Annotated in this window: 17 protein-coding genes; 6 read left to right on the top strand and 11 right to left on the bottom strand. The window is 67.0% G+C overall.

What is annotated here, in order from left to right; all coding sequences use genetic code 11:
- Positions 1-39 precede the first annotated feature (39 nt).
- A complete protein-coding gene (locus QMX85_RS08785; RefSeq protein WP_282339913.1) occupies positions 40-711 on the top strand; it encodes a nitroreductase in 672 nt (223 codons plus the stop codon).
- A gap of 49 nt (positions 712-760) precedes the next feature.
- Here QMX85_RS08785 and QMX85_RS08780 read toward each other — a convergent pair whose 3' ends face one another.
- Together QMX85_RS08780 and hslO are read right to left on the bottom strand one after the other, a co-directional pair.
- On the bottom strand, positions 761-2,302 hold the full coding sequence (locus QMX85_RS08780) for a phosphoenolpyruvate carboxykinase (protein WP_282339911.1): 1,542 nt from the start codon (positions 2,300-2,302) through the stop codon (positions 761-763).
- Positions 2,303-2,791: 489 nt separating this feature from the next.
- Positions 2,792-3,679, bottom strand: a complete 888-nt coding sequence (gene hslO / locus QMX85_RS08775) for an Hsp33 family molecular chaperone HslO (RefSeq protein WP_282339909.1) — start codon at positions 3,677-3,679, stop codon at positions 2,792-2,794.
- A gap of 146 nt (positions 3,680-3,825) precedes the next feature.
- Here hslO and QMX85_RS08770 point away from each other — a divergent pair, with 146 nt between their 5' ends.
- On the top strand, positions 3,826-4,614 hold the full coding sequence (locus QMX85_RS08770; protein WP_282339907.1) for a phosphatase PAP2 family protein: 789 nt from the start codon (positions 3,826-3,828) through the stop codon (positions 4,612-4,614).
- A 6-nt stretch (positions 4,615-4,620) separates the two neighbouring features.
- Here QMX85_RS08770 and hslR read toward each other — a convergent pair whose 3' ends face one another.
- Positions 4,621-5,013 carry a ribosome-associated heat shock protein Hsp15 gene (gene hslR, locus QMX85_RS08765; protein ID WP_090224912.1) on the bottom strand — a complete coding sequence of 131 codons (393 nt, stop codon included), beginning with the start codon at positions 5,011-5,013 and terminating at the stop codon, positions 4,621-4,623.
- Between the two features lie 165 nt (positions 5,014-5,178).
- Between hslR and QMX85_RS08760 the strand changes: the two genes are divergently transcribed.
- Together QMX85_RS08760 and rimK are read left to right on the top strand one after the other, a co-directional pair.
- On the top strand, positions 5,179-5,613 hold the full coding sequence (locus QMX85_RS08760; RefSeq protein ID WP_175534296.1) for an ATP-dependent zinc protease: 435 nt from the start codon (positions 5,179-5,181) through the stop codon (positions 5,611-5,613).
- Positions 5,610-6,515: a 30S ribosomal protein S6--L-glutamate ligase gene (gene rimK / locus QMX85_RS08755; protein WP_090224909.1), complete on the top strand. Its 906-nt coding sequence runs from the start codon at positions 5,610-5,612 to the stop codon at positions 6,513-6,515. Before QMX85_RS08760 ends, rimK begins: the two co-directional genes overlap by 4 nt.
- A gap of 28 nt (positions 6,516-6,543) precedes the next feature.
- On the opposite strand, the gene QMX85_RS08750 is transcribed toward rimK, so the two are convergent.
- The 8 genes from QMX85_RS08750 to pilG all read right to left on the bottom strand — a co-directional run bounded on the left by QMX85_RS08750 (position 6,544) and on the right by pilG (position 20,496).
- Complete coding sequence (locus tag QMX85_RS08750) at positions 6,544-7,014, bottom strand: chemotaxis protein CheW (RefSeq protein WP_090224907.1); 471 nt, start codon at positions 7,012-7,014, stop codon at positions 6,544-6,546.
- A gap of 43 nt (positions 7,015-7,057) precedes the next feature.
- Complete coding sequence (locus QMX85_RS08745; RefSeq protein WP_282339903.1) at positions 7,058-8,080, bottom strand: chemotaxis protein CheB; 1,023 nt, start codon at positions 8,078-8,080, stop codon at positions 7,058-7,060.
- Entirely contained in the window at positions 8,073-16,019 is a 7,947-nt protein-coding gene (locus QMX85_RS08740; protein ID WP_282339902.1) for an Hpt domain-containing protein, read from the bottom strand. Before QMX85_RS08740 ends, QMX85_RS08745 begins: the two co-directional genes overlap by 8 nt.
- An 11-nt stretch (positions 16,020-16,030) precedes the next feature.
- Positions 16,031-16,906 carry a protein-glutamate O-methyltransferase gene (locus QMX85_RS08735; protein WP_282339928.1) on the bottom strand — a complete coding sequence of 292 codons (876 nt, stop codon included), beginning with the start codon at positions 16,904-16,906 and terminating at the stop codon, positions 16,031-16,033.
- A gap of 68 nt (positions 16,907-16,974) precedes the next feature.
- Complete coding sequence (locus tag QMX85_RS08730) at positions 16,975-19,017, bottom strand: methyl-accepting chemotaxis protein (RefSeq protein ID WP_273233761.1); 2,043 nt, start codon at positions 19,015-19,017, stop codon at positions 16,975-16,977.
- Between the two features lie 83 nt (positions 19,018-19,100).
- On the bottom strand, positions 19,101-19,637 hold the full coding sequence (locus QMX85_RS08725; protein ID WP_273233762.1) for a chemotaxis protein CheW: 537 nt from the start codon (positions 19,635-19,637) through the stop codon (positions 19,101-19,103).
- A gap of 41 nt (positions 19,638-19,678) precedes the next feature.
- The gene (pilH, locus tag QMX85_RS08720; protein ID WP_090224896.1) at positions 19,679-20,044 is read right to left on the bottom strand and encodes a twitching motility response regulator PilH; all 366 of its coding nucleotides are present in this window, start codon (positions 20,042-20,044) and stop codon (positions 19,679-19,681) included.
- A 44-nt stretch (positions 20,045-20,088) separates the two neighbouring features.
- Positions 20,089-20,496, bottom strand: coding sequence for a twitching motility response regulator PilG (gene pilG, locus QMX85_RS08715; protein ID WP_090224895.1), 408 nt, complete (start codon positions 20,494-20,496; stop codon positions 20,089-20,091).
- Positions 20,497-20,743: 247 nt separating this feature from the next.
- Between pilG and gshB the strand changes: the two genes are divergently transcribed.
- Positions 20,744-21,697, top strand: coding sequence for a glutathione synthase (gshB, locus tag QMX85_RS08710; RefSeq protein WP_282339900.1), 954 nt, complete (start codon positions 20,744-20,746; stop codon positions 21,695-21,697).
- A 128-nt stretch (positions 21,698-21,825) separates the two neighbouring features.
- Positions 21,826-22,728: an energy transducer TonB gene (locus QMX85_RS08705; RefSeq protein ID WP_282339899.1), complete on the top strand. Its 903-nt coding sequence runs from the start codon at positions 21,826-21,828 to the stop codon at positions 22,726-22,728.
- Positions 22,729-22,763: the final 35 nt, after the last annotated feature.

The following is a 22,763-nucleotide window of genomic DNA, read 5'->3' as shown; positions in this document are numbered from 1 at the left end:
CCGCAGGCACTATGAGGGTTCATCCACCGGAGCAACGCCATGAACGTCAGCGACGCCATCCGCCAGCGCAGCTCGATACGCGCCTTCACCCCCACCGAGGTGCCCGAAGCGCTGCTGCGCGAGCTTCTCGACGTGGCGCGTCATGCGCCGTCCGGCGGCAACCTGCAGCCATGGAAGGTCATCGCCGTCGCCGGCGACGAACGCCGCGCGGTGATCGACGCGGTGGGCGCCGCGCTGCAGGCCAACCCGCAGGGCGAGGTCGGCGAGCGACGGGTCTACCCGGACCCGCTCTGGTCGCCCTATCGCGAGCGCCGTTACGAGGTCGGCGAGGCGCTCTACGCGGCCCTCGGCATCGCCCGCGACGACAAGCCCGCGCGCTACCGTCAGTTCGCCCGCAACCTGGAATTCTTCGGCGCGCCAGTCGGGCTGTTCTTCGTCATCGACGCGCGCATGGGGCATGGCCAGTGGGCGCACCTGGGAATGTTCATGCAGACCCTGGCCCTCGCCGCGCAGGAGCGCGGGCTGTCCACCTGCATGCAGGAGTACTGGGCGCAGGGGCGCGAGACGCTGAAACGCCACTTCGCGCTGCCCGAGCAGGAGATGATCTATTGCGCCATGGCGCTGGGCTACGCCGACCCGGACGCCCCGGTGAACGCCCTGCGCGCCAGCCGGATCGCCGTGGAAGCGTTCGCCGAATTCCGCGGTTTCTGAGCCAACGAAAAAGGCCGCCCGAAGACGGCCTTTCCTGACGCGGAACCGCTTACAGCTGCGGGCCGGCGGCCCTGATAGCGTCGGAAACGTCGAACTTCTTGAAGTTCTCGATGAACAGGCTGGCCAGCCCCTTCGCCGCTTCGTCGTAGGCGTTCTGGTCTTCCCAGGTGTTGCGCGGGTTGAGCAGCTGGGTTTCGACACCCGGCACGGCCTTCGGAACGCGCAGGTTGATGATCGGCAGTTGCTCGGTCTCGGCGCCGATCAGCGCGCCGCTCTGGATCGCCGCGATCACGCCACGGGTGGTCGGGATGTTGAAGCGCTTGCCGACCCCGTAGCCGCCGCCGGTCCAGCCGGTGTTGACCAGGTAGACCTTGGAGCCGAACGCGCGGATGCGCTTGATCAGCAGCTCGGCGTAGACGCCGGCCGGACGCGGGAAGAACGGCGCGCCGAAGCAGGTGGAGAAGGTCGACTTGATGCCGGCGCCCGAGCCCATCTCGGTGGAGCCGACCAGCGCGGTGTAGCCGGAGAGGAAGTGGTACGCCGCCTGCTCTTCGTCGAGGATCGACACGGGCGGCAGCACGCCGGTCAGGTCGCAGGTGAGGAAGATCACCGCGTTCGGCTCGCCGCCGAGGTTCTGCTGCGAGCGCTTCTCGACGTACTCCAGCGGGTAGGCCGCACGGCTGTTCTGGGTCAGGCTGTCGTCGCTGTAATCCGGCACGCGCTTGTCGTCGAGCACGACGTTTTCCAGCACGGTGCCGAACTGGATGGCCTTCCAGATCACCGGCTCGTTCTTCTCGGACAGGTCGATGCACTTGGCGTAGCAGCCGCCCTCGATGTTGAACACCACGCCGGTGCCCCAGCCGTGCTCGTCGTCGCCGATCAGGTAGCGGCTTTCGTCGGCCGAGAGGGTCGTCTTGCCGGTGCCGGACAGGCCGAAGAACAGCGTCACGTCGCCTTCCTCGCCGATGTTGGCGGCGCAGTGCATCGGCAGCACGTCGGCGGCCGGCAGCAGGAAGTTCTGCACGCTGAACATGGCTTTCTTCATCTCGCCGGCGTAACGCATGCCGGCGATCAGGACTTTCTTCTGCGCGAAGTTGAGGATCACGCAGCCGTCGGAGTTGGTGCCGTCACGCTCGGGCACGCACTCGAAGTTGGCGACGTTCAGGACCTGCCACTCGTCCTTGCCGGACGGGTTGTACTCGGCGGGTTCGATGAACAGCTGACGACCGAAGAGGTTCTGCCAGGCCGTGGCAGTGGTCATCTTGACCGGCAGGTAGTGGGTCTCGGCCGAGCCTACGTGGACATGCGAAACGAAGCTGTCCTGGGCGTCGGAGAAGGCCTGCACGCGGTCCCACAGGGCATCGAACTTGTCGGCCGGGAACTTGCGGTTGATCGCGCCCCAGCCGATGTCGGCGGTGGTACTGGGCTCGTCCACGATGAAGCGGTCGGCCGGCGAGCGACCGGTGCGGTGCCCGGTTCTCACCACCAGCGCGCCATTGGCGGCCAACTCGCCTTCGCCGCGGCGAATGGCTTCTTCGACCAGCTGCGACGTGCTGATGTCGGTGTAAACGGCTTGTATGGCTTGGTTCATGGCGTCCTCGTTGGTCTCAGCCGGATGCTTCCTAACGATCTGTAGTGAACTCTTTGCCCGGCTACAGCATGAGAAAAGTGTGCCGGATTATGCCAGAGGATGTGCTGCAAGTGCGAGGCGGCGGCGCAGAGCCAGAAACGACGGGGGTCGCGGTGGCAGACCATGGTCTTCCCTGGATTCGTGTTGGCGTCCGTATCGCGCCCAGAGGCAGCAACCTCGTCGGAGTCGTCACCGGTTCTGGGGGCAGTTCAAAGGTCTAGCCAGGTGCAGTCCTGCTTCGCCCTGGCGTGGTTCGCGAGCCCGGCGGGCGCGCGTGATTGGCGAGCGAAGCGGTAGCAACGACGCGTATAGAGTCCGTCGGCTGCCGTTAGTTTCCGGATTCGCCAGCAAAACGGCACTACGGACGACAGCGCCACCTTTATGGCACCCACCCTACCCGCTTGTCCAGATGCCAGGCATCGGGCGGGGCTCAGGCGGTGCCCGCGCCGATCAGTGGCGGGTCGAGGAAGGTGCGCCACTGCCGCCACCGGCGAACAGCTGGGCGACGTCGGTCTTGTCGAAGCGGTAGCGCTGGTTGCAGAACTGGCAGTCGATCTCCACCGAGCCGCCGTGTTCTTCGAGCAGCCGTTCCGCGTCCTGCTGGCCGAGGCTGACCAGCGCATTGGCGGAACGCTGACGGTTGCAGCTGCAGCGGAATTCCAGACCCAGCGGATCGAACAGGCGCACCGCCTCCTCGTGATACAGCCGGTGCAGCACGGTGAGGTTGTCCAGGCCAAGCAGCTCCTCGGCGGTGAGGGTGTCCGCCAGCGCGGTCAGGTGCTGCCAGTTCGCGGCGCGGGCCTCGGCGTCCTTCAGCCGATCCGGCGGCAGCGCCTGGAGCAGCAGGCCACGCGAGCGCCGACCATCGGCGTACAGCCAGAAACGTGTCGGCAACTGCTCGGAATTGGCGAAGTAGTTGGTCAGGCAGGCGGACAGGTTGATCCCGTCCAGGGCGACGATGCCCTGGTAGCGCTGACCGGCGCGCGGGTCGATGGTCACCGTCAGCATGCCCTCGGGCATCAGCTCGGCGAGCCCAGCGCCGTCGGCGATCTGCTCGGCGTGGTAGCGCGCGATGCCGCGCACCTGGCGCTCGCTGGAGCACTCCACCATGAGCAGCGGCACGCCGCCGGAGGAGCGCGCCTGCAGCACCAGCAGGCCGTCGAATTTCAGCGTGCCGACCAGCAGCGCCGCGGCCGCCAGCAGCTCGCCGAGCAACTGGGCGACTGGTTCGGGATAGGGGTGCTTGGCGAGGACGTGCTGGTAGCTGTCGCCGAGAGTGACGAGTTCGCCGCGCACGTCGGTGTCGTCGAAGATGAAGCGCTGAGTGAAGTCGGACATGGCGTCGCTCGCAGGTTGGGGACGGCAAAGGGCGTCGATTCTAGGCGCAAAGCGGGGGCGATCCAAGATTCCGACCGGGCGGCTTGGCGCGGCCTGAGCGCGGGTCTACCCTCTCGCCCGGGTTTTATCTTAGGGAAGATGACCGAATGACCACGTTACTGCGCGCCTCCTGGCGCATGCGGCCGCTGCTGCTTTGCCATCTATTCGCCGCCCTGCTGCTGGCCAGCTGGGTGTGGGAACCGACCCGCCTGTTGTGGGACCACTTCGACGACCAGTTATTCCGCCTGCTCAACACGCCACTGGCGGACGGTGGCTGGTGGGCGAAGACCTGGGCGATTGGCAGCCTGCGGCCGATGGATGTCGCCGCCGGGCTGATCATGCTGAGTTTCCTGCTGCACCGCGGCTGGGTGTTCCCCGGCAACGAAGTGCGCCGTGCGCTGTTCGCCTTCGTCGCGATCCTGCTCCTGCTGTTGCTGGTGCGCACCGGATTCACCGCACTGGCCAAGCTGCTGGACTGGCAGCACGCCAGCCCGTCGCTGGTGATCGACGGCGCCGTGCGCCTGAGCGAGCTGTTCCCGGACTGGGACCGCTGGGAGCTCAAGGACGCATCGGAACGCAGCTTCCCCGGCGACCACGCCTCGGTGCTGCTGCTCTGGGCGCTGTTCCTCAGCTTCTTCGCCCGCGGCTGGCGGCTGCTGGTGATCTGGGGCCTGGCCACGCTGTTCATGCTGCCGCGCCTGGTGGCCGGCGCGCACTGGGGCTCGGACGACTTCGTCGGCGGCCTGTTCCTCAGCCTGCTGGCCATCGCCTGGGGTTGCTGCACGCCCTACGCGAGCCACTGCAGCCATGCCCTGGAACGCCTCACCGCGCCCCTGTTCGCCCAGCTCGCGCGCCTGCCGATGATCCGCCGGCTGGCACTGGTCCGCGGCGACTGAACGGCCTCAATGGCTGTCGCGGAAGGTGAACAGCTGACGACGTTGCTTCTTGCTCGGCCGGCCGTCGGTGGTGACACCCAGGCTGCCGGCCTTGCGCTGCGCCGCGGCCTGTTCGCGGCGCTCGACGCTCTCGGCGGTTTCCTCGTAGAGGGTCTGCGCCTCGGGTGCGCCGCGGCGCACCACCGATAGCGCCAGAATGCGCACCGTGCGCTCGTCGAAGCCGGTGCGCAGGGTCAGTTCCTCGCCGATCTTCGGCTCCTTGCTCGGTTTGCAGCGCTCGCCGCGGCAGTGCACCTTGCCGCCCTCGATGGCCGCCTTGGCCAGCGCGCGGGTCTTGTAGAAGCGGGCCGCCCAGAGCCACTTGTCCAGGCGCACTTTGTCGTCGTCTTTCTCGCTCATGCGGGTTCCGATTGTGTAGGGTGCGTTCATCGCACCATGAAATGTCCCCTGCGGTAAACCAACGGTAAGCCCGCTGCGTGCAGTTGTCATGCGGGCTCACTAGAATGCCGCCTTCCTGAGAGGGAGCCGCCTTTGGATAGCCCCGAAGCCTTTTGCGTGACCGGCCTGCGCGAGTGGATCGCCCTGCCCGACCTGGGTGTCGTCGGCCTGCGCGCGAAGATCGACACCGGCGCCAGCACCTCCGCGCTGCATGCCACCGAGATCAGCGAGTTCGAGCGCGACGGAGAACGCTGGGTACGCTTCAACGCGCACATCGGCACGCTGGTGCAGCGGCGCCACCGCTGCGAAGCGCCAATTGTGACGCGCAAGACGATCAAGAGCTCCAATGGCCAGGCCCAGGCCCGTTACGTGATCCGCACCCTGCTCGCTCTGGGTGAACGGGCATGGCCGGTGGAATTCACCCTGACCTGCAGGAAAACCATGCGATATCGCGTGCTGTTGGGATCGAAAGCGCTGGTCGACGGTCGATTGCTGGTCAATCCCGCGCACGCCTACCTGCTCAACAAACCCCAGATACTCACTTCTCCCGGTGCCCAATGAAGATCGCCGTGCTGTCGCGCAATCCGCGCCTGTATTCGACCCGACGACTGGTGGAGGCCGGCCAGGCGCGCGGTCACGAGATGCAGGTGATCGACACCCTGCGCGCCTACATGAACATCGCCAGCCACAAGCCGCAGATCCACTACCGCGGCGGCCCGTTGGAAGGCTTCGACGCGGTGATCCCGCGGATTGGCGCCTCGGTGACCTTCTACGGCTGCGCGGTGCTGCGCCAGTTCGAGATGATGGGCGTGTTCCCGCTCAACGAGTCGGTGGCGATCAGCCGCTCGCGGGACAAGCTGCGCTCGCTGCAACTGCTCTCGCGCAAGGGCATCGGCCTGCCGGTCACCGGCTTCGCCCACTCACCGGACGACGTGCCAGACCTGATCCGCATGGTCAACGGCGCGCCTCTGGTGATCAAAGTGCTGGAAGGCACCCAGGGCATCGGCGTGGTGCTCTGCGAGACGGAGAAGGCGGCGGAATCGGTGATCGAGGCGTTCATGGGCCTGAAGCAGGACATCATGGTGCAGGAGTACATCAAGGAGGCCGGCGGTGCCGACATCCGCTGCTTCGTGGTCGGCGACAAGGTGATCGCCTCGATGAAGCGTCAGGCCGCGCCCGGCGAATTCCGCTCCAACCTGCACCGCGGCGGCACCGCCAGCCTGATCAAGATCACCCCGGAGGAGCGCATGACGGCGATCCGTGCGGCCAAGGTGATGGGGCTCTCGGTGGCCGGCGTCGACATCCTGCGCTCGAACCACGGCCCGCTGGTGATGGAGGTGAACTCCTCACCGGGCCTGGAAGGCATCGAAGTGACCACCGGCAAGGATGTCGCCGGGCTGGTCATCGAGTACCTGGAAAAGAACGCCGAGCACGGCCTGACCCGCACCCGCGGCAAGGGCTAGGAAGCCGCGAGCACAACGCTCGCTACCCTCAGATCAAGCCGGCATCCGCGAGCTTCTGCTCCAGCCCGGCGAGATCGGGAATCCTCGCCAGGTCGTCGCCCAGCTCGACCACGTCCAGCTCCAGCGGCGCCAGCGGCGCGTCGGCCCGACGCAGGCTGGCATCAAGCTTCAGCGAGCGGGGAATGCCCTGGATCAACAGCGCGATGAATTTCACGTGGGAGCGCCCGCCGATGGCGTTGAGCACGGCGACGCGCGCGCCCGGAACCACCTTCGCCTCGCCCCCGGACGCCGCCTCGAAGGACAGCAGCGGCAGACGCAGGTCGCGCCAGGCGATCTGCCCCAGCAGCCAGGCCGGCATGCCGGCCTGGGTCTGCGGGGCGCGATAGGTGATGAGTTCGGCCAGCGCCACGTTGGGCACCAGCAGGGTGCGGTCGGTCAGCGGCAGCAGCAGTCCGGTGACGCTCGCGGCGCCGTTCTGTTCAATGACGGCCTGGCTCATCGCGACGGGCTCCGGTAAGACATGGTGAAGGACTGGGCGGACATCAGTTCAGTGCCTCGGCCAGGCGCGCGACCAGGGCCTGGGCCAGCTCGCGCGGATCACCGGTGAGGCTGGAGTAGCCCGCTTCGCGCAGGCTGTCCGGCATGCTCGGGCAGGCGCAGGTGTCGGCGCGTTGCGTCCAGATTTCCGCGCCTTGGCGGCGCACGTAGGCCGCCGCGGCGCTGCCGTCGCTGCCCATGCCGCTGAAGGCGATGACGCCGCAATGGCGACCGAACTGCTGGGCCAGGTTGAGCATCATCTGATCGATCGACGGCGCGTAGGGCTCGGGCCAGCTCTGGGTCGAGACCTGCATGAGGCTGTCTTCGTCGAAGCGCAGCTCGTTGCCGATCGGCACCACCACGACTTCACCGCAGCGCACGCTGTCGCCGGGGCGCACCGGGTTGACGTGCCACTGGCTGTGCCGGCCGACCGCCTGCGGCAAGCGCGACTCGAACGCGGCGTCGATGTGCTGGGCGTAGAGGAAACCCACTGGCAGGCCACCCGGCAAGGCGTCGAGAAACGCCTTCACCGCCGCCGGACCGCCCAGCGAGGCGGCCAGCAGCCATACCTGGCGCGCCGGTTCGCCGGCCTGCAACGGGCTCTGCGCCAGCGCCTGCGGCAGGTCCACGCGCGGCGGGCGCTGCGCCTCGGAAAGCAGCGCATCGAGGCTCGGGCCGACCGCCTGCGCCGGGTCGCCGATCAGCCGCTTGAGCTTGCCGAACAGGCTGCGCTCCCAGCGCGGGTAATGTTCCGAATGCCGTTCGGGAGCATGCCCCTCGCCGAACAGTACCGGCGCGTTGGTGCGCTCGAGGAGGCTGTCGAGCAGCGCGGAATCCTCCGACTGCTGCGCCAGGTCGACCAGCCAGAGGTCGGTTTCGCAGGCATCCAGCGCGGCATCGTCGAGGCGCGCCGGGTCGCTGTTCAGCACTACCTGATAACCGTTGCCGGCCAGCGCATGCTGCAGCACGTGACGCTGCAGCGAGGTGTCGGCGATGACGGCGATACGCGCCGCCGCTTTCTCACTCATGGGATTTGACCAGTTGCTGGATGCACTCGAGCAGGAGCGATTCCTGATAGGGCTTGCCCAGGTATTCGTTGACGCCGATGGCCATCGCCCGCTCGCGGTGTTTTTCACCGGTACGCGAGGTGATCATGATGATCGGCAGGTCCTTCAGGCGTTCGTCGTGGCGCACCAGCGTGGCCACCTCGAAGCCGTCCATGCGCGGCATCTCGATGTCCAGCAGCATGATGTCCGGCTTCTGCTCCTGCAGTTGGGCGATGGCATCGACGCCGTCCTTGGCGGTCAGCACGTTCATGCCGTTGCGCTCGAGCAGGCGGCTGGTGACCTTGCGCACGGTGACCGAGTCGTCCACCACCATCACCAGCGCCGGCCGTTCGCTTTCCACTTCGCCGCCGAGCGGGCCGCTGCCGTGCGGTAACAGGTGCGTCTGGCGCGCCTGCAGCGCGCGGATGGTCGCCAGCAGGTCGAGAATCACCACCACGCGGCCGTCGCCGAGGATGGTCGCGCCGGAAATTCCCGGCACGCCGGCGAACTGCGGGCCGAGGCCCTTTACCACGATCTCCCGCGAACCGGCCAGGCTGTCCACCTGCACCGCCACCGAATACTCTGCCGAACGCACCAGGATCACCGGCAGCGGCAGGCTCTGGCCGATCAGCTTGGGCTGCTGGCCGTTGCTCAGCAGGTCGCCGAGGTAGCGCAGCTCGTAAGGCTGGCCGGCGTATTCGAAGCGCGGCGCATCGGGCGCGTAATAGGCTTCCAGCTCGTACGGCGAGACCCGCACGATGCCCTCGATGGTGTTCAGCGGGATGGCGTAGAGGTCCTCGCCGGAATAGACCATCAGCGCGCGGTTCACCGACACGGTGAACGGCAGGCGGATCTGGAAGCGCGTGCCCTCGCCTGGCGTCGAGTCGATGCTCATCGAACCGCCGAGCTGCTTGACCTCCGAATGCACCACGTCCATGCCGACGCCGCGCCCGGAAATCTGCGTGACTTTCTCCGCGGTGGAGAAACCGGCCTCGAGGATGAACTGCAGCACGTCGTGATCGGAGATTTCCGAGGTCTCGCTCATCAGCCCACGCTCGATGGCCTTGCGGCGCACCGCTTCGAGGCGGATGCCGGCACCGTCGTCGGCCAGGGTGAGGAGGATGTCGCCCCCCTCGCGGCCGAGGTTGAGGCGAATCGTGCCCTGCGCCGGCTTGCCGGCCGCCTGACGGCGCTCGGCGCTCTCGATGCCGTGGTCGACGGCGTTGCGCAGCATGTGTTCGAGCGGCGCGACGATGCGTTCGAGCACGCTGCGGTCCATCTCGCCCTCGGCGTTGCCGACGACGAACTCGACCTGCTTGCCCAGCTCACCGGCGACCTGCCGGACGATCCGTCGTAGCCGCGGCACCAGGCGATCGAACGGCACCATGCGCGTGCGCATCAAGCCTTCCTGCAGCTCGGTGTTGACCCGCGCCTGCTGCAGCAGCAGGGTTTCCGCGTCGCGGTTGCGCGCGGCCAGGGTTTCCTTGAGGTCGAGCAGGTCGGAGGCGGACTCGAACAGCGCGCGCGACAGCTGCTGCAACTGCGAGTGGCGGTCCATCTCCAGCGGGTCGAAATCCTCGTAGCCGGCGCGTTCGGCCTCGGCCTGGTAGCGGCTGAGGATCTGCGCCTGGGTTTCGGTGTCCAGCCGACGCAACTGGTCGCGCACCCGCTCGATGGTCGCTTCCATCTCGCCGAGGGTGAAACCGACGTCGCTCACCTGCTGTTCGACGCGCCCGCGGAAGATGGAGGTTTCCCCGGCCAGATTGACCAGCCCTTCGAGCAGTTCGGCCGGCACCTTGACCAGCTCCTGCGGGCCGCGCCGCGCGTTGTCCTGCTGCGCGGCTTCTTGGGCACGGCGGACGAACGGCAGCACGCGGTTCTCCCTGGTCGCGCCTGAGGCCTGGCTGGCCGCCACGATGGGCGCGTCCAGCACCAGCGCGCCGCCGGGCTCGGTCGATGCCTGCCCGGCCGCCTCGTCGCTCTGCGCCAGACGCCGGCGCAGCCCGTCGACCTCCTTCTGCAACCCCTCGAAACCCGACTGCACATCCAGCACCAGGCTCTGCGGCCAGGGCGCGCCCTGCAGCAGGGCCTCGCCGAGGCGCTGCTCCAGGGCGTGGGTCAGATTACCGAGGGTCTTCTGGCCTGCCAGGCGCGCGCCGCCCTTGAGGGTATGCAGCACGCGGAGCATCTCATCGATCGGCTCGCTGTCGTTGGGCTTGTCTTCCCAGCTACCAAGCGCGGCTTCCAGGGCTTCCAGCAGCTCGTCGGCCTCTTCGAGGAAGATGTCGAGGATTTCCGCCTCGGCGCCCTCGTCCTCCTCGACAGGGCTCGGGGCCGGCTGCAAGTGCACGCTGGTGGGCACACTGAGCTGCTCGTCGGGATTGGCGCGCCAACGGCGGATCGCCTCGATGAGGTCGTCGCCGCCCGGCACGGCCGAGCGCTCGCGCACCGCTTCGAGCATGTCGGCAAGGCGGTCGTGGCAGGCCTGGAGCAGCCCGAACAGCGGCTGGCTGGCACGCAGGCGTCCGCCGCAGAGGCCTTCGTAGAGAAATTCCAGTTCGTGCGCGAGGTCGCCGATCTCGCGAATCTCAGCCATCCGCGCGCCACCCTTGAGGGTGTGCAGGTCGCGCTGCAGGGCCTCCAGATCGACGCTGTTGTCGACATCGCCCATCCAGCGCTGCAAGGCGGCGCCGGCGCTGTCGATGATGTCGAAACCTTCCTCGAGGAAGATGTCCACCAGTTCGTAGTCGCGCTCGTCCTCGACCACCACCGGCTTCGGGGTCGGCGCGGGCGCCGGGACGTTCTCCGGTGCCGCCTCGAAGACCAGCGCCGCGTCGGTGTCCGCTTCGGGCTCGACGCTGTGCGCGGCATCATCTTCCGGTGCCGCGTCCGGCTCCGACGACACTTCCGATGGCGGAAGCTGATGCGCGTGGGCCATGGCCGCGCCGCTGGAGCGGAAATCGCGGACGATGCTGATCAGGGTGTCGGCCGCCGCCAGCGGCTGGTTCGCCTTCAACTGGTCGAGCAGGATGGCCAGGCAGTCATGGCTGCGGCGCAACAGTGCGACCAGCTCGGCGCTGACCCCGTAACGGCGGTCGAGCAGCCCTTCGTAGAGGCTTTCGAGTTCATGGGCGAGTTCGCCGATCGGGTTGATTTCGGCCATCTGCGCGCCACCGCGCAGGGTGTGCAGGTCGCGATGCAGGGATGACAGCACCAGATGGTTTTCCGGGTCGTTGACCCAGCGCTGCAGGGCCTGGCCCGAGCTGTCGAGGATGTCCACGGCTTCCTCGAGGAAGATGTCGACCATTTCCTCGTCCAGCGAGCTGGCGCGCGCCTGCACGGCCGGCAGGTCGTGACTCATGCGCTGCTCGACCGCCTCCTCGGCAACCGTCTCGCCGTCGGGCTCGCCCCAGCCCTGCGCATCCTGCGCGGCGGCCTCCTCGCCCTGTTCCACGAGCGCGGACGGCAGTTCGCCAGGAACCTGCTCGACCTCATCGAGCAGGGCGCGCAACGCTTGCACGCGCTCCGGCTGAGCGGTTACCTGCTGGCCGGCGGCGACCTGATCCATCATTCCGACGAGCGCCTCGTGGGACAGGTCGACTTCCCGGAAGAACGCCGGGCTGACCGTGCGGCGGCCGTCCTGCACCGCGCTGTAGGTGTCCAGCAGCGCCTGGCACAGCTCGTCGATCTGCGGCAGCTCGGCCATCCGCGCGCCGCGCCCGAGCGTGCTCAGCTCCTCGCGCAGCGCGCCCAGCTCCTGGCGTTCGGCGGGGTGTTCGTGCCAGCGATCGAGCAGGTCCGAGGCGTCCAGCAGGATGTCCATGCCTTCGGCGAGGAACAGCGCGATCATCTGCGGATCGCGGACGCTGCCCGACTCGCCGCTACGCGCGCTCTGCGCGGCCTCCAGGCGTTCGCTCAGGAGCTTCTGCACACGGGAGATGAGCGCATCGGCGCCCTCGATCGGGCGGAACGGATGCGTCTCCAGCTGCGCCAGGCCCTCGCGGAACAGCGCCTCGGCATCACGCAGCAGTTCGGTCTCGGCCAGATCCAGGGGAATCAGGTTGGCCTTGAGCTCCTTGACCATGCGCTCCAGCGGCGCGGCGATTTCCGCCATCGGCAGGATCCCGGCCATGTGCGAGCTGCCCTTGAGGGTATGCAGCGCGCGTTGCAGTTCGTCGTTGACCGGCCGCGGGAGCTCCTCCGCGCAGGCGGCGAGAAACTTCCTCAGGGTATCCAGATGAGCGTCCGCCTCGTTGCGGAAGATCTCCAGCAACTGCGGGTCCAGGCCTTCCTCGGCTTCTTCAGTGGCATCCTGCGAAGTTGCCGCCGTGGTTACGGCCGCGGACGTGGCGACGCTGTCCGGGCCGTCACTAAAACGCGGTGGTGTCTGCCCCCTCGCCAGTGCGTGGGCGATTGCCGCGAGCTGATCGACGTCGTCGCGCTGGCGCTGCGCCCTGGCGGCGAACTCCTCGACCAGTTCGGGCATCAGCGCGACCACGCCGAGGATCACCTGCTGCACCGGCTCATCAGGTTCGATGGTCCTGTCCAGCACGCGGTTGAGCAGGTTCTCGATCGACCAGGCGAGTTCGCCGATAACCAGCGCACGGACCATCCGGCCACTGCCCTTGAGCGTGTGGAAAGCACGGCGCAGCTCGGTGAGCGCCGCCTTGTCGGCGAGGTCGGCCTGCCATTTCGGCAGGTACTCGGCGATGGTTTCCATGACTTCGCCGGCTTCTTCGATGAAGACTTCCAGCAGTTCCTCGTCCATCGGTTCTTCGTCGGCGGGCGGCGGCAGCAGACTCGGCGGCACTTCGCGCGCCGGCGGGTTTATCGCCTGGCTCGGCGCGGCCATGACGTCGGCCATCGACAGCGGCTTGTCCTCGACCTGCGGCTCGGCGACCTCGGCGTGTGCCTCGGACAGGCCCGGCAGCTCGACCTCGGGCAGCTCCAGCGCGGCGATGTCGTGCTCGTCGAAGCTCAGACCGCCCTCATCCAACGACTCGAAACTCAGCTCCGGCAGCTCCAGCGTAGTGTCATCCTGAGCACCGGTGACGGCAGGCAACTCGTCGAGCGGCAGGTCGAGGCCGGAGTCGGCGGCGGGCTCTTCGGGCGCCAGCTCGCCAAGGTCCCAGCTGTCGTCCAGGCCCGGCAGCGTGGCCGGTTCGTCCGCAAGCAGTTCAAGACTCACCTCGTCCTGGGCACCGGTGACCGGGGGCAGCTCGTCGAGCGGCAGGTCCAGGCTGAAGTCGGCGACGGGCTCTTCGGGCGTGAGCTCGCCAAGGCCCCAACTGTCGTCCAGGCCCGGCAGCGTGGCGGGCTCGTCCGGTAGCAGCTCCAGGCTCACCTCGTCCTGAGCGCCGGTGACCGGGGGCAGCTCGTCGAGCGGCAGGTCGAGGCTGAAGTCGACGACGGCGGATTCAGCAGCCACGGGTTCGCCGAGATCCCAATGTTCTGCGGGCAGCGCCGGCGCGGCGGGTTCGGCGGCAAGGTCCAGCGGCGGCAGCTCGAAGGTTTCGGTGTCGGCCTGCGGCGCGGGCGAATCCGGCACCGCGTCGAGTTCGCCGGCTGGCTCGTCGCCACCGGTCAACGGCTCGCCGAGGTCCCAGTGATCGGCGTCAGCGAGCGGCAGGTCTGCGCTTTGCACCTCCAGGGTCGGCTGCGCGGTGAGAGGCTCGATCTGCGCGTCCTGCGCGGACAGCGAATCGAGTTCGGCGGCGGGCTCGGGCAGAGGCTCGCCCAGGTCCCAGTGTTCCGTCTCGGCGGGCGTCGGAGCAACGGCATCGACGGGTGATTGTTCGGCCTCTTCGTCGAAATGGGCACGTATCGGAGCGCTCTCCCCGGCCGACGGCGCGGGTTCGGGTTCGTCCTCGACCAGCTCTTCGGCTTCGGCAGCGAGCAGTTCCATATCCTGCAGCGGATCGCTCAGGGCGCTCAGCTCGGGCTCGGGCTCGGGCTCGACGTCAGTCGGCAGCACGCCTGGCGCCTCATCAAGGGCGGCATGCGGTTGCACTTCGTCAAGCGACTCACCCGGCTCGAGCGGCAGCACGTCGATCGGCTCGGAGTGTTCGTCGAGCGGGACGGGCACCAGTAGCGGGGCGCCAGGCTCCACCGCGGGGAGCAGTTCGTCGTCGAGGGCATGATCGGCCTCCTCGGCGATGACCTCGATTTCGTCAAGCGGATCGTCCAGCACCGCCGGCGTCTCCTCGGCCGCCTCCGGAAGCGGGAGAATCGGCGTTCGAGCCAGCGCATAACCGAGGTTGCCGAGGCTCTCCTCGGCGACGTCGAGGATCATGTCGCCCTGGGCGGCGTGATCTTCGGACAGGCGCTCGAGGTAGTATTCGACGCTGGTGATGGCGTCGGCCAGGGTGTCCAGGCTCTGCCAGTTGGGCACCGCCTTGCGCGCCAGCAGTTGTTCCTCGATATAGCGGTTGCAGGCGCGCAGCAGTTCGGCGGCGCGCTCCAGCGGGATCATCGCCAGCCCGCCGCGCACCTGGGTAAGCAGCTCCGGCACGCGGGCCAGGTGCTCGTGGTTCCATTGCGAAGCGATGAACTCGATGATCGCGTCCTTCGCCTGCTCCAGGCCGGTACGCGCTTCCTTGATGACCAACTGGTGGATCTGCGCCACGTCGGTGGTCGGGAGGTGGCTTTCCTCGCCCGCGCCGTCATCGCTCTGCCCGACCATTCCGGCCAGCGTCGCTTCGACGTAGAGCAGCGCGCCGGCGATATCCATCAGCGCGGCGTCGGTCGGCTCGCCGTTGCCCATGGACAATTGATGGACGACGTCGAGCTGATCGAGGATGACCTTGCGCGGCTGGCCGAAGCCGAGCATCGCCAGGGTGTCGGCGATCTGCTTCAGCGGGGCCCGCAGGCCGTCGAGCTCGGCGACGCCGCTGCGGTCGCTGCGGACGAACAGGTCGAGGCTGTCCTTGACCCGCACCAGCTCCTCGCACAGGGCGGCGACCACGGAGCGCATCGCGTCGCGGTCGGGACCGGCCAGGCGCGCTCGCTCTTCGTCGACCAGCTCGCTGTCCGGCAGCGCGTCGTCGAGACGGTAGTGGTCCTTCAGCGCGCGGATGCGCGGCGACTGTACCGGCGCCTTGGCGATATAGAAGAGGAGGTTTTTGGTCAGCTCGTCGGAGGCCGGCTGGTTGATGCCATCGGCGCCCTGCTCGACCAGCCGCTTGAGTTCCTTGTCGACCTGACGCAGCAGGCCACGGACCGAGGTGCCGTTGGCCACGCCGCCATTGGACAGGCCTTCGACCAGGCCCGAGGCGATCTGCCAGAGCGGGCCGAGCGGAGCGCCCTGGCACAACCCTTCGAGGCGCGCGAACACCCGCGCCATGTAGCCCAGGTTGGTCGGCAGGTCCTGGTTGCGCAGCACGCCAACCAGCGCAACCTGCTGCATCTGCCGCAGCTTGCGCAGCAGCGGCAACAACTCGGTGTTGTGCAGGCGCTCGAGGGCATCCGGCGAGACGGCCGGCAGGGCTGCAGAGAGATCGGGCGAGAACAGGCTGGTTTCCGACAGCAGGTTTTCCCCTCGGGCCGCGCGCAGGTCGTTGAGCAGCGGCAACACCACCATCGGCAGGTCGCGCCGCGCGCTCTGCACCCGCTCCAGATAGGTCGGCAGCTGCAGGATCGCCTGCATCAGCACTTCCAGCGCCTCGCGCTGGTTGTTCACCCGGCCTTCCATCAGGGCCTGGGCCAAACGTTCCATTTCCTCGGCAAGGAGCGCCGCGCCGTAGAACTCGACCATCTGCAGGGTGCCCTGCACCTGATGCACATAGGTCAGGCAGAAACTCATGCGCGTGGAATCCTGCGGATTCTCGACGAACGCCTCCAGCGCCTGACGCGCCTGCTTCAGCGTTTCGGCGATTTCGCCCTTGACCCACTCCAGGGCGACATAATCGTGCCGATCACCCATAGCCACTCCAGTCATACGCGTGTGTTACCCCTACGGGTAAAAGCCAGAACCTGCTCGTCGGCCACAGGCACCAGGTCCGGATGCTGCCAACCCGCCACCTCACCGACCCCGACCACCAGCAGGCCGCCCGGTGCGAGGCGCTCGGCCAGCCGGTTGAGGATTTCGCGGCGGCGCCAGCGGCGGAAATAGATCAGCAGGTTCTGACAGAAAATGACGTCCATGCCCGACATCGGCGCCTTGGACAATTCCAGCACATTGAGCCGTGCGCAACAGACGCGATCCGCCAGTTCGGCGGAAATCTCGTAGCGTCCGTCGCCCCGACGGTCGAAGTAGCGCTCGCGACGCTCGTCGTCCATCGGCTCGAGCCGACGTAGGTCGTAGTGGGCCTCGCGCGCCCTGCTCAGAGCGCTGAGACTTATATCGGTGCCGGTCACGCCAAAATGCTCGGGCCACGGGCTGTCGTGCAGCACCTCGGCGGCGGCGATCGCCAGTGAATACGGCTCCTCGCCCGTCGAACAACCCACGCTCCACAGCGCCCAGGCCGACGGCATGCCCTGCCGCTCGAGCCGCTCGCGCAGGTAGCGGTCGAGCAGATCGAACGACGGCCGATGGCGGAAGAAGCGGGTTTCCTGAATCGTCAGATGATCCAGCAGCTTCGACCACTCCACCGCCCCGCGCGGGCCTTCGACGACCTGACGGTAGTAGCTGGTGTAATCGTCGATACCGAGTTCGCGCATGCGTGCGCTCAGATTGGTTTGCAGGAACACCTGCCGCCCTTCGTTGATCACCAGGCCGGTGCGCGTTTCCAGCAGCGTTCGCCAATCATGGAATTCCGCTGCCGACATCTCCGCCAGGGGTTTCAAGGCCCAGACGCCACTTGGCTGCATACCCTGCCCCTCACTCATGGACCTTCGCCTCCGTCGGCCACCCAGGCGGGCGGTCGACGCTGCCCCACTCAGGCCTGCTCCGCTGCTTCCGGCAGGGTGAAGCCGGACACCGACCGACGCATCTCGCTGGCCATCTTCGCCAGGTTTCCGATGCTGCGCGCGGTGGCGGTGGTACCGGCGGAGGTCTGCGAGGTGATCTCCTGGATCACGTTCATGGTGTTGGAAATGTGGCCGGCCGACGAAGCCTGCTGACGGGCGGCGTTGGAGATGTTCTGGATCAGCGCCGCGAGGGTCTTGGATACCTTCTCGATCTCTTCCAGGGCAACCCCGGCGTCCTGCGCCAGGCGGGCGCCGCGGACCACTTCGGAGGTGGTCTGCTCCATCGAGATGACCGCCTCGTTGGTGTCGGTCTGAATCGTCTTCACCAGCGCCTCGATCTGCTTGGTTGCGCCCGAGGAGCGCTCCGCAAGGCGCTGTACTTCGTCCGCCACCACGGCGAAGCCGCGGCCCGCGTCGCCGGCCATGGAGGCCTGGATCGCGGCGTTGAGGGCAAGGATGTTGGTCTGGTCGGCAATGTCGTTGATCAGGCTGACGATGTCGCCGATCTCCTGGGACGACTCACCGAGGCGCTTGATCCGCTTCGAGGTGTCCTGGATCTGCTCGCGGATGTTGTCCATCCCGGTGATGGTGTTGTGCACCACCTCGTTGCCCTTGTTGGCAATCGCCACGGAGCGCTCCGCAACCGCAGTGGACTCGGAGGCGTTCGCGGATACCTGGTCGATGGACACCGCCATCTCGTTGATCGCCGCGGAGGCCCCGGCGATTTCCTGCGCCTGGTGCTCCGACGCCTCGGCCAGGTGCATCGCCGTGGCCTGGGTTTCCTGGGCGGCCGCGGCCACCTGGACGGCGGTCAGGTTGATCGTTTCGACCAGGTCGCGGAGCTGGTCGATGGAGTAGTTGATCGAGTCGGCAATGGCGCCGGTGAAGTCCTCGGTCACCGTCGCGGTCACCGTTAGATCGCCGTCGGCGAGGTCGGCGATCTCGTCGAGCAGACGCAGGATCGCCGCCTGGTTGCGGTCGTTCTTCTCGGCGGTTTCGGCCAGCGTGCGGCGGGTGTCCTGCACCATCACCAAACCGATGAGGATGATCGCGCCCAGCACCAGCGCGCCAAGGAGGTAACCGGCGAGGGTGTTGACGGAGCGGCCTTCGGCCAGGGAGTTGAAGCCATCGGTCAGCGCCGAGGCTTTTTCCAGCAGGGTCTGCGACACGGTGAAGATGGTGTTGGCGGATTCGCGGACCTGGAACAGTTCCGGCGAGGTTTCGAGAATCTCGTCCACCGAGCCGGAGACGAACTCGAACAGCTCGGAAATCTCCCCCAGGCGCTCCCGCGCCGCGGCATCGCTGACCTTGGCGATGTTCATCGACGGGTTGCCTTCGAGCATCGCCGTGTGCACCCGACCGAACAGGTTGGCATCGCGACCGAACATGTCGGCGGCCTGCACCGAATCGGCGTCGCCGGCGAGCACCTTGTTTACCGAACCGAGGATACGTTCTGCCAGCAGCGACTGCCGCTGCGCCACCGAGACCTGGGCCGCGGGCGCGCCGCTCTTGAGCAGGATATCGACGACTTCCTCGTACTCGACCTGCAGCTGCGGGATGGTCTCAGCGAGGGTCGCCGCTACTTGGTGCAGGGAAAGAACGGTCTGTTCGGAGGCGATGATCGCGTCGGAGTTCTGCCGCAGGCTGTCCCAGTCCTGCTGCACGGCGGCCATCTGCGCCTGCACGGCGGGCGGCGCACCCGGAAGCCCGGCGCCGTCGCCATCACGCAGGTAGCCCCAGCGCCTCTCGAAGTCGTTGCGCGCGTCCTTCAGCAGGGCGAAGGCTTCGACGGTACCCGCCGCCGCTTCGGTGGCGTTCTTGGCGATCCGCTGGGACAGCACGCGTAGCTCGCCGGCATGGCCGAGGTACTCGGTGTCGTTGTTGGTCTGCGTGCTGAGGTAGGCGAAGTTGGCGAACAGCAGCACGATGGAGACGATCAGGACTATGAAGAGGCCGCCGATCAGCTTGCTGCTGCGCATACCCGCGAGAAGATTACCGCTCTGTTTGCTCATAACTGGCCCCCGCCTGGACCTACCGCCGATCTAGATTCCCATACACATCAAAAGAGCCGGCAGCGCCGGCCCACCAAAAACTGTCACACCGAGACGTCGAGAAAACCCGGGTGGCGCGCCAGCGCATGGGGGCTGAACACCAGCCACTCCCGCTCGCGCTGGAACACGCCATGGATGAAGGGTCGCACTGCCTCGCCTACCCCGGGCAGGCGCTCGTCAAAGGTATCCACCGAAAAATGCTGCATGCCGAAGACTTCGTCGACGATCAGCCCGGCGAACACGTCCTGATGCTCCACCACCAGCACCCGCCGCTGCTTGCGCAGGGGTGACAGCTCGCTGCCGAGAAACCCGCAGAGGTCCATGATCGGCAACAGCCGTCCACGCACGTTGGCCACTCCTTTCACCCAAGGTTTCACACCGGGCAACAGGGTGTGCCGGGGCTCGTGCAGCACCTCGCCGATCTCCCCCATCGGCGCCACGAAATGCTGCTCGCCCATGCGAAAACCGATGCCGCCCCAGCTTTGTACGGCTTCCTGCTGCGAAGGCAGGCCCACGGCCAGCGCGCGACAGCGCTGATCGATCTCGAGAAGGAGCTCAAAGGGAGCGCGCGCGTCCGCCATGCCGGCCTGACCTTGTCAGCTGCTGAGGGAAGGGGCCGGCATCAGCCGGCCAGTACGCTTTCGATGGTCTTGACCAGGGTGTCTTCTTCGATCGGCTTGGTCAGGTAGTCGCGCGCGCCCTGGCGCTTGCCCCAGACCTTGTCGGTTTCCTGGTCCTTGGTGGTGACGATGATCACCGGGATGTGACTGGTGTCGGCATCCTTGGACAGCTGGCGGGTCGCCTGGAAGCCGTTGAGGCCAGGCATGACGATGTCCATCAGCACCACGTCCGGCTTCTCCTGGCGCGCCAGGGCCACGCCGTCCGCGCCATTCTCGGCCTTCAGGACCTCATGGCCGTGCTTTTCGAGCATGGCGGTGAGCTTGTACATCTCGGTAGGAGAGTCATCAACAATCAGAATTCGAGCCATGGTGTCCCCATACGAAAATAGCGTCGCCGACCCAGTGGCCGACGTCAGGAAGCGTGTTCCACCGGAGTGAAGTCCGGTACGTGAGCCTTTATCGCGCCGAGCAGTTCTTCTTTGCTGAAAGGCTTGGTCAGGTACTGGTCCGAGCCGACTATGCGGCCCTTGGCCTTGTCGAACAGGCCGTCCTTGGACGACAGCATGATCACAGGTGTGGATTTGAAGGCACTGTTGTTCTTGATCAGCGCACAGGTCTGATAGCCGTCGAGCCGAGGCATCATGATGTCGACGAAGATGATGCTGGGATGGCTGTCGGCAATCTTGGCCAGCGCATCGAAACCGTCCACCGCGGTTATCACGTCGCAACCCACTTTCTTGAGCAGGGTTTCCGCCGTGCGACGAATCGTTTTCGAGTCGTCGATCACCATCACCTTCAAACCGTCGGAATGCTGTTCCATGTCTGCCCTACCATCGCCTCGGTGAGTCGTTGCATTGCTATTCCGGTACGCCAGAACCGTGCCGATGACGGGTTGCGACCCGATCGCCGAGCTGTTTTAGCACACTCTCCACATGCAATCTATAAGCCCCGGACGCGCAAGGTTTTTCCTTGACCGGGGCGGGTTGCAGCGCCACCCTTGGCGCCTCACGATCCAGCCTCGCGGCCCCTCGTTGCCGCCTCTTTGCCACCGCGGAGGATACCCCCACATGAGCGTTCGCCTCGGGATTGTCATGGACCCCATCGCGCGAATTTCCTTCAAGAAGGACAGTTCGCTGGCCATGCTGCTGGCCGCCCAGGCGCGCGGCTGGTCGCTCTTCTATATGGAGCCGCAGGACCTCTATCAGCGCAGCGAACAGGCCCGCGCCCGCGTTCGCCCGCTGAAGGTGTTCAACGACCCCGAGCGCTGGTTCGAGCTGGAGGCCGACGTCGACATGCCGCTGGGCGAGCTGGACGTAATCCTGATGCGCAAGGATCCGCCGTTCAACAGCGAGTACATCTATGCCACCTACCTGCTGGAGCAGGCCGAAAAGGCCGGCGCGCTGGTGGTCAACCGTCCGCAAAGCCTGCGCGACTGCAACGAGAAGCTCTTCGCCACCCAGTTTCCGCAGTGCACGCCGCCGACCCTGGTCGCCCGAAGGGCCGACATTCTGCGCGAGTTCGTCGCCGAGCACGGTGACGTCATTCTCAAACCGCTCGACGAAATGGGCGGCGCCTCGATTTTCCGCCACCGCGAGGGCGACCCGAACCTGTCGGTGATCCTCGAGACCCTGACCCTGCTCGGCACCCGGCAGATCATGGCGCAGCGCTATATCCCGGCGATCAAGGAAGGCGACAAGCGCATCCTGATGATCGACGGCGAGCCTGTGGAGTACTGCCTGGCGCGCATCCCGGCCGCTGGCGAGACGCGCGGCAACCTCGCTGCCGGCGGGCGTGGCGAGGCGCGGCCGCTGAGCGAACGCGACCGCTGGATCGCGGCCCAGGTCGGTCCGTTCCTGCGCGAGCGCGGCCTGCTGTTCGTCGGCCTCGACGTGATCGGCGATTTCCTCACCGAGATCAACGTCACCAGCCCGACCTGCATCCGCGAAATCGACAAGGCCTACGACACCCGCATCGGCGAACGCCTGATGCAGTCGATCGCCGCCAAGCTCGGCCGCGGCTGAGGCGGCAACCGCTCGTGCCCTCCACCCGGCGCGGCAAGGGTCGCAGAAAGGACCACGGCGCCGGCCGCGTGGACATTTCCGCGACGCCTGTTCAGACTGCGCGGCTACCGCGATCCACCGACGCCCCGATGAACGCAGCCAGCCTACCGCCCGCCCTCCAACGCACCGCTGTTCGCCCGGCGGACCGGCTGGGCTTCACGCTGTTCGTCGCCGCCGTGCTGCACATCGCGCTGATCCTCGGCGTCGGTTTTACCCTCGCCGAACCCGAGCAGATCAGCAAGACGCTGGAAATCACCCTGTCGACCTTCAAGAGCGAGACCAAGCCCAAGGAGGCCGACTTCCTCGCCCAGGACAACCAGCAGGGCAGCGGCTCGCTGGACCACAAGGCGACACCGAAGACCACCGAACAGGCGCCGTTCCAGGACACCCAGATCAACAAGGTCGCGCCGCCCAGCGCACCGAAGGCCGCTCCGGCGCCCGCCGAGGCGCCCAAGGCGGCTGTCGCGACCACCAAGCCGAAGGCCGAGAAGACCCCGGCCAAGCGCGAACAGCGCCAGCCGGAGCCGGACCCCGTGCCGAAAAAAGCGCCGACATTCGACAGTGCGCAGCTGAGCAGCGAGATCGCCAGCCTCGAGGCCGAGCTGTCCACCCAGCGCGAGCTGTACGCCAAGCGGCCGAAGATCCATCGCCTCAACGCCGCCTCGACCATGCGCGACAAGGGCGCCTGGTATAAGGACGACTGGCGCAAGAAGATCGAGCGGGTCGGCAACCTCAACTACCCGGACGATGCCCGCCGCCAGCGCATATACGGCAGCCTGCGCCTGCTGGTGTCGATCAACCGCGACGGCACGCTCTACGAAGTGCAGGTACTGGAGTCTTCCGGCCAGCCGGTGCTCGACCAGGCCGCCCTGCGCATCGTCCGGCTGGCGGCGCCCTTCGCGCCGTTCAGTGGTGACCTGGCCGACATCGATCGCCTGGAAATCATCCGCACCTGGCGCTTCGAGCGCGGCGACAAGCTGTCCAGCCGCTAGCGCCGCCCGCGCCTCGTACACATGCCGACCGCGTT

Source organism: Pseudomonas sp. PS02288 (genome assembly GCF_029959715.1).
In the GTDB taxonomy this organism is placed as follows: Bacteria; Pseudomonadota; Gammaproteobacteria; order Pseudomonadales; family Pseudomonadaceae; genus Pseudomonas_O; species Pseudomonas_O kuykendallii.
This window is presented reverse-complemented; position numbering and strand designations above follow the sequence as displayed.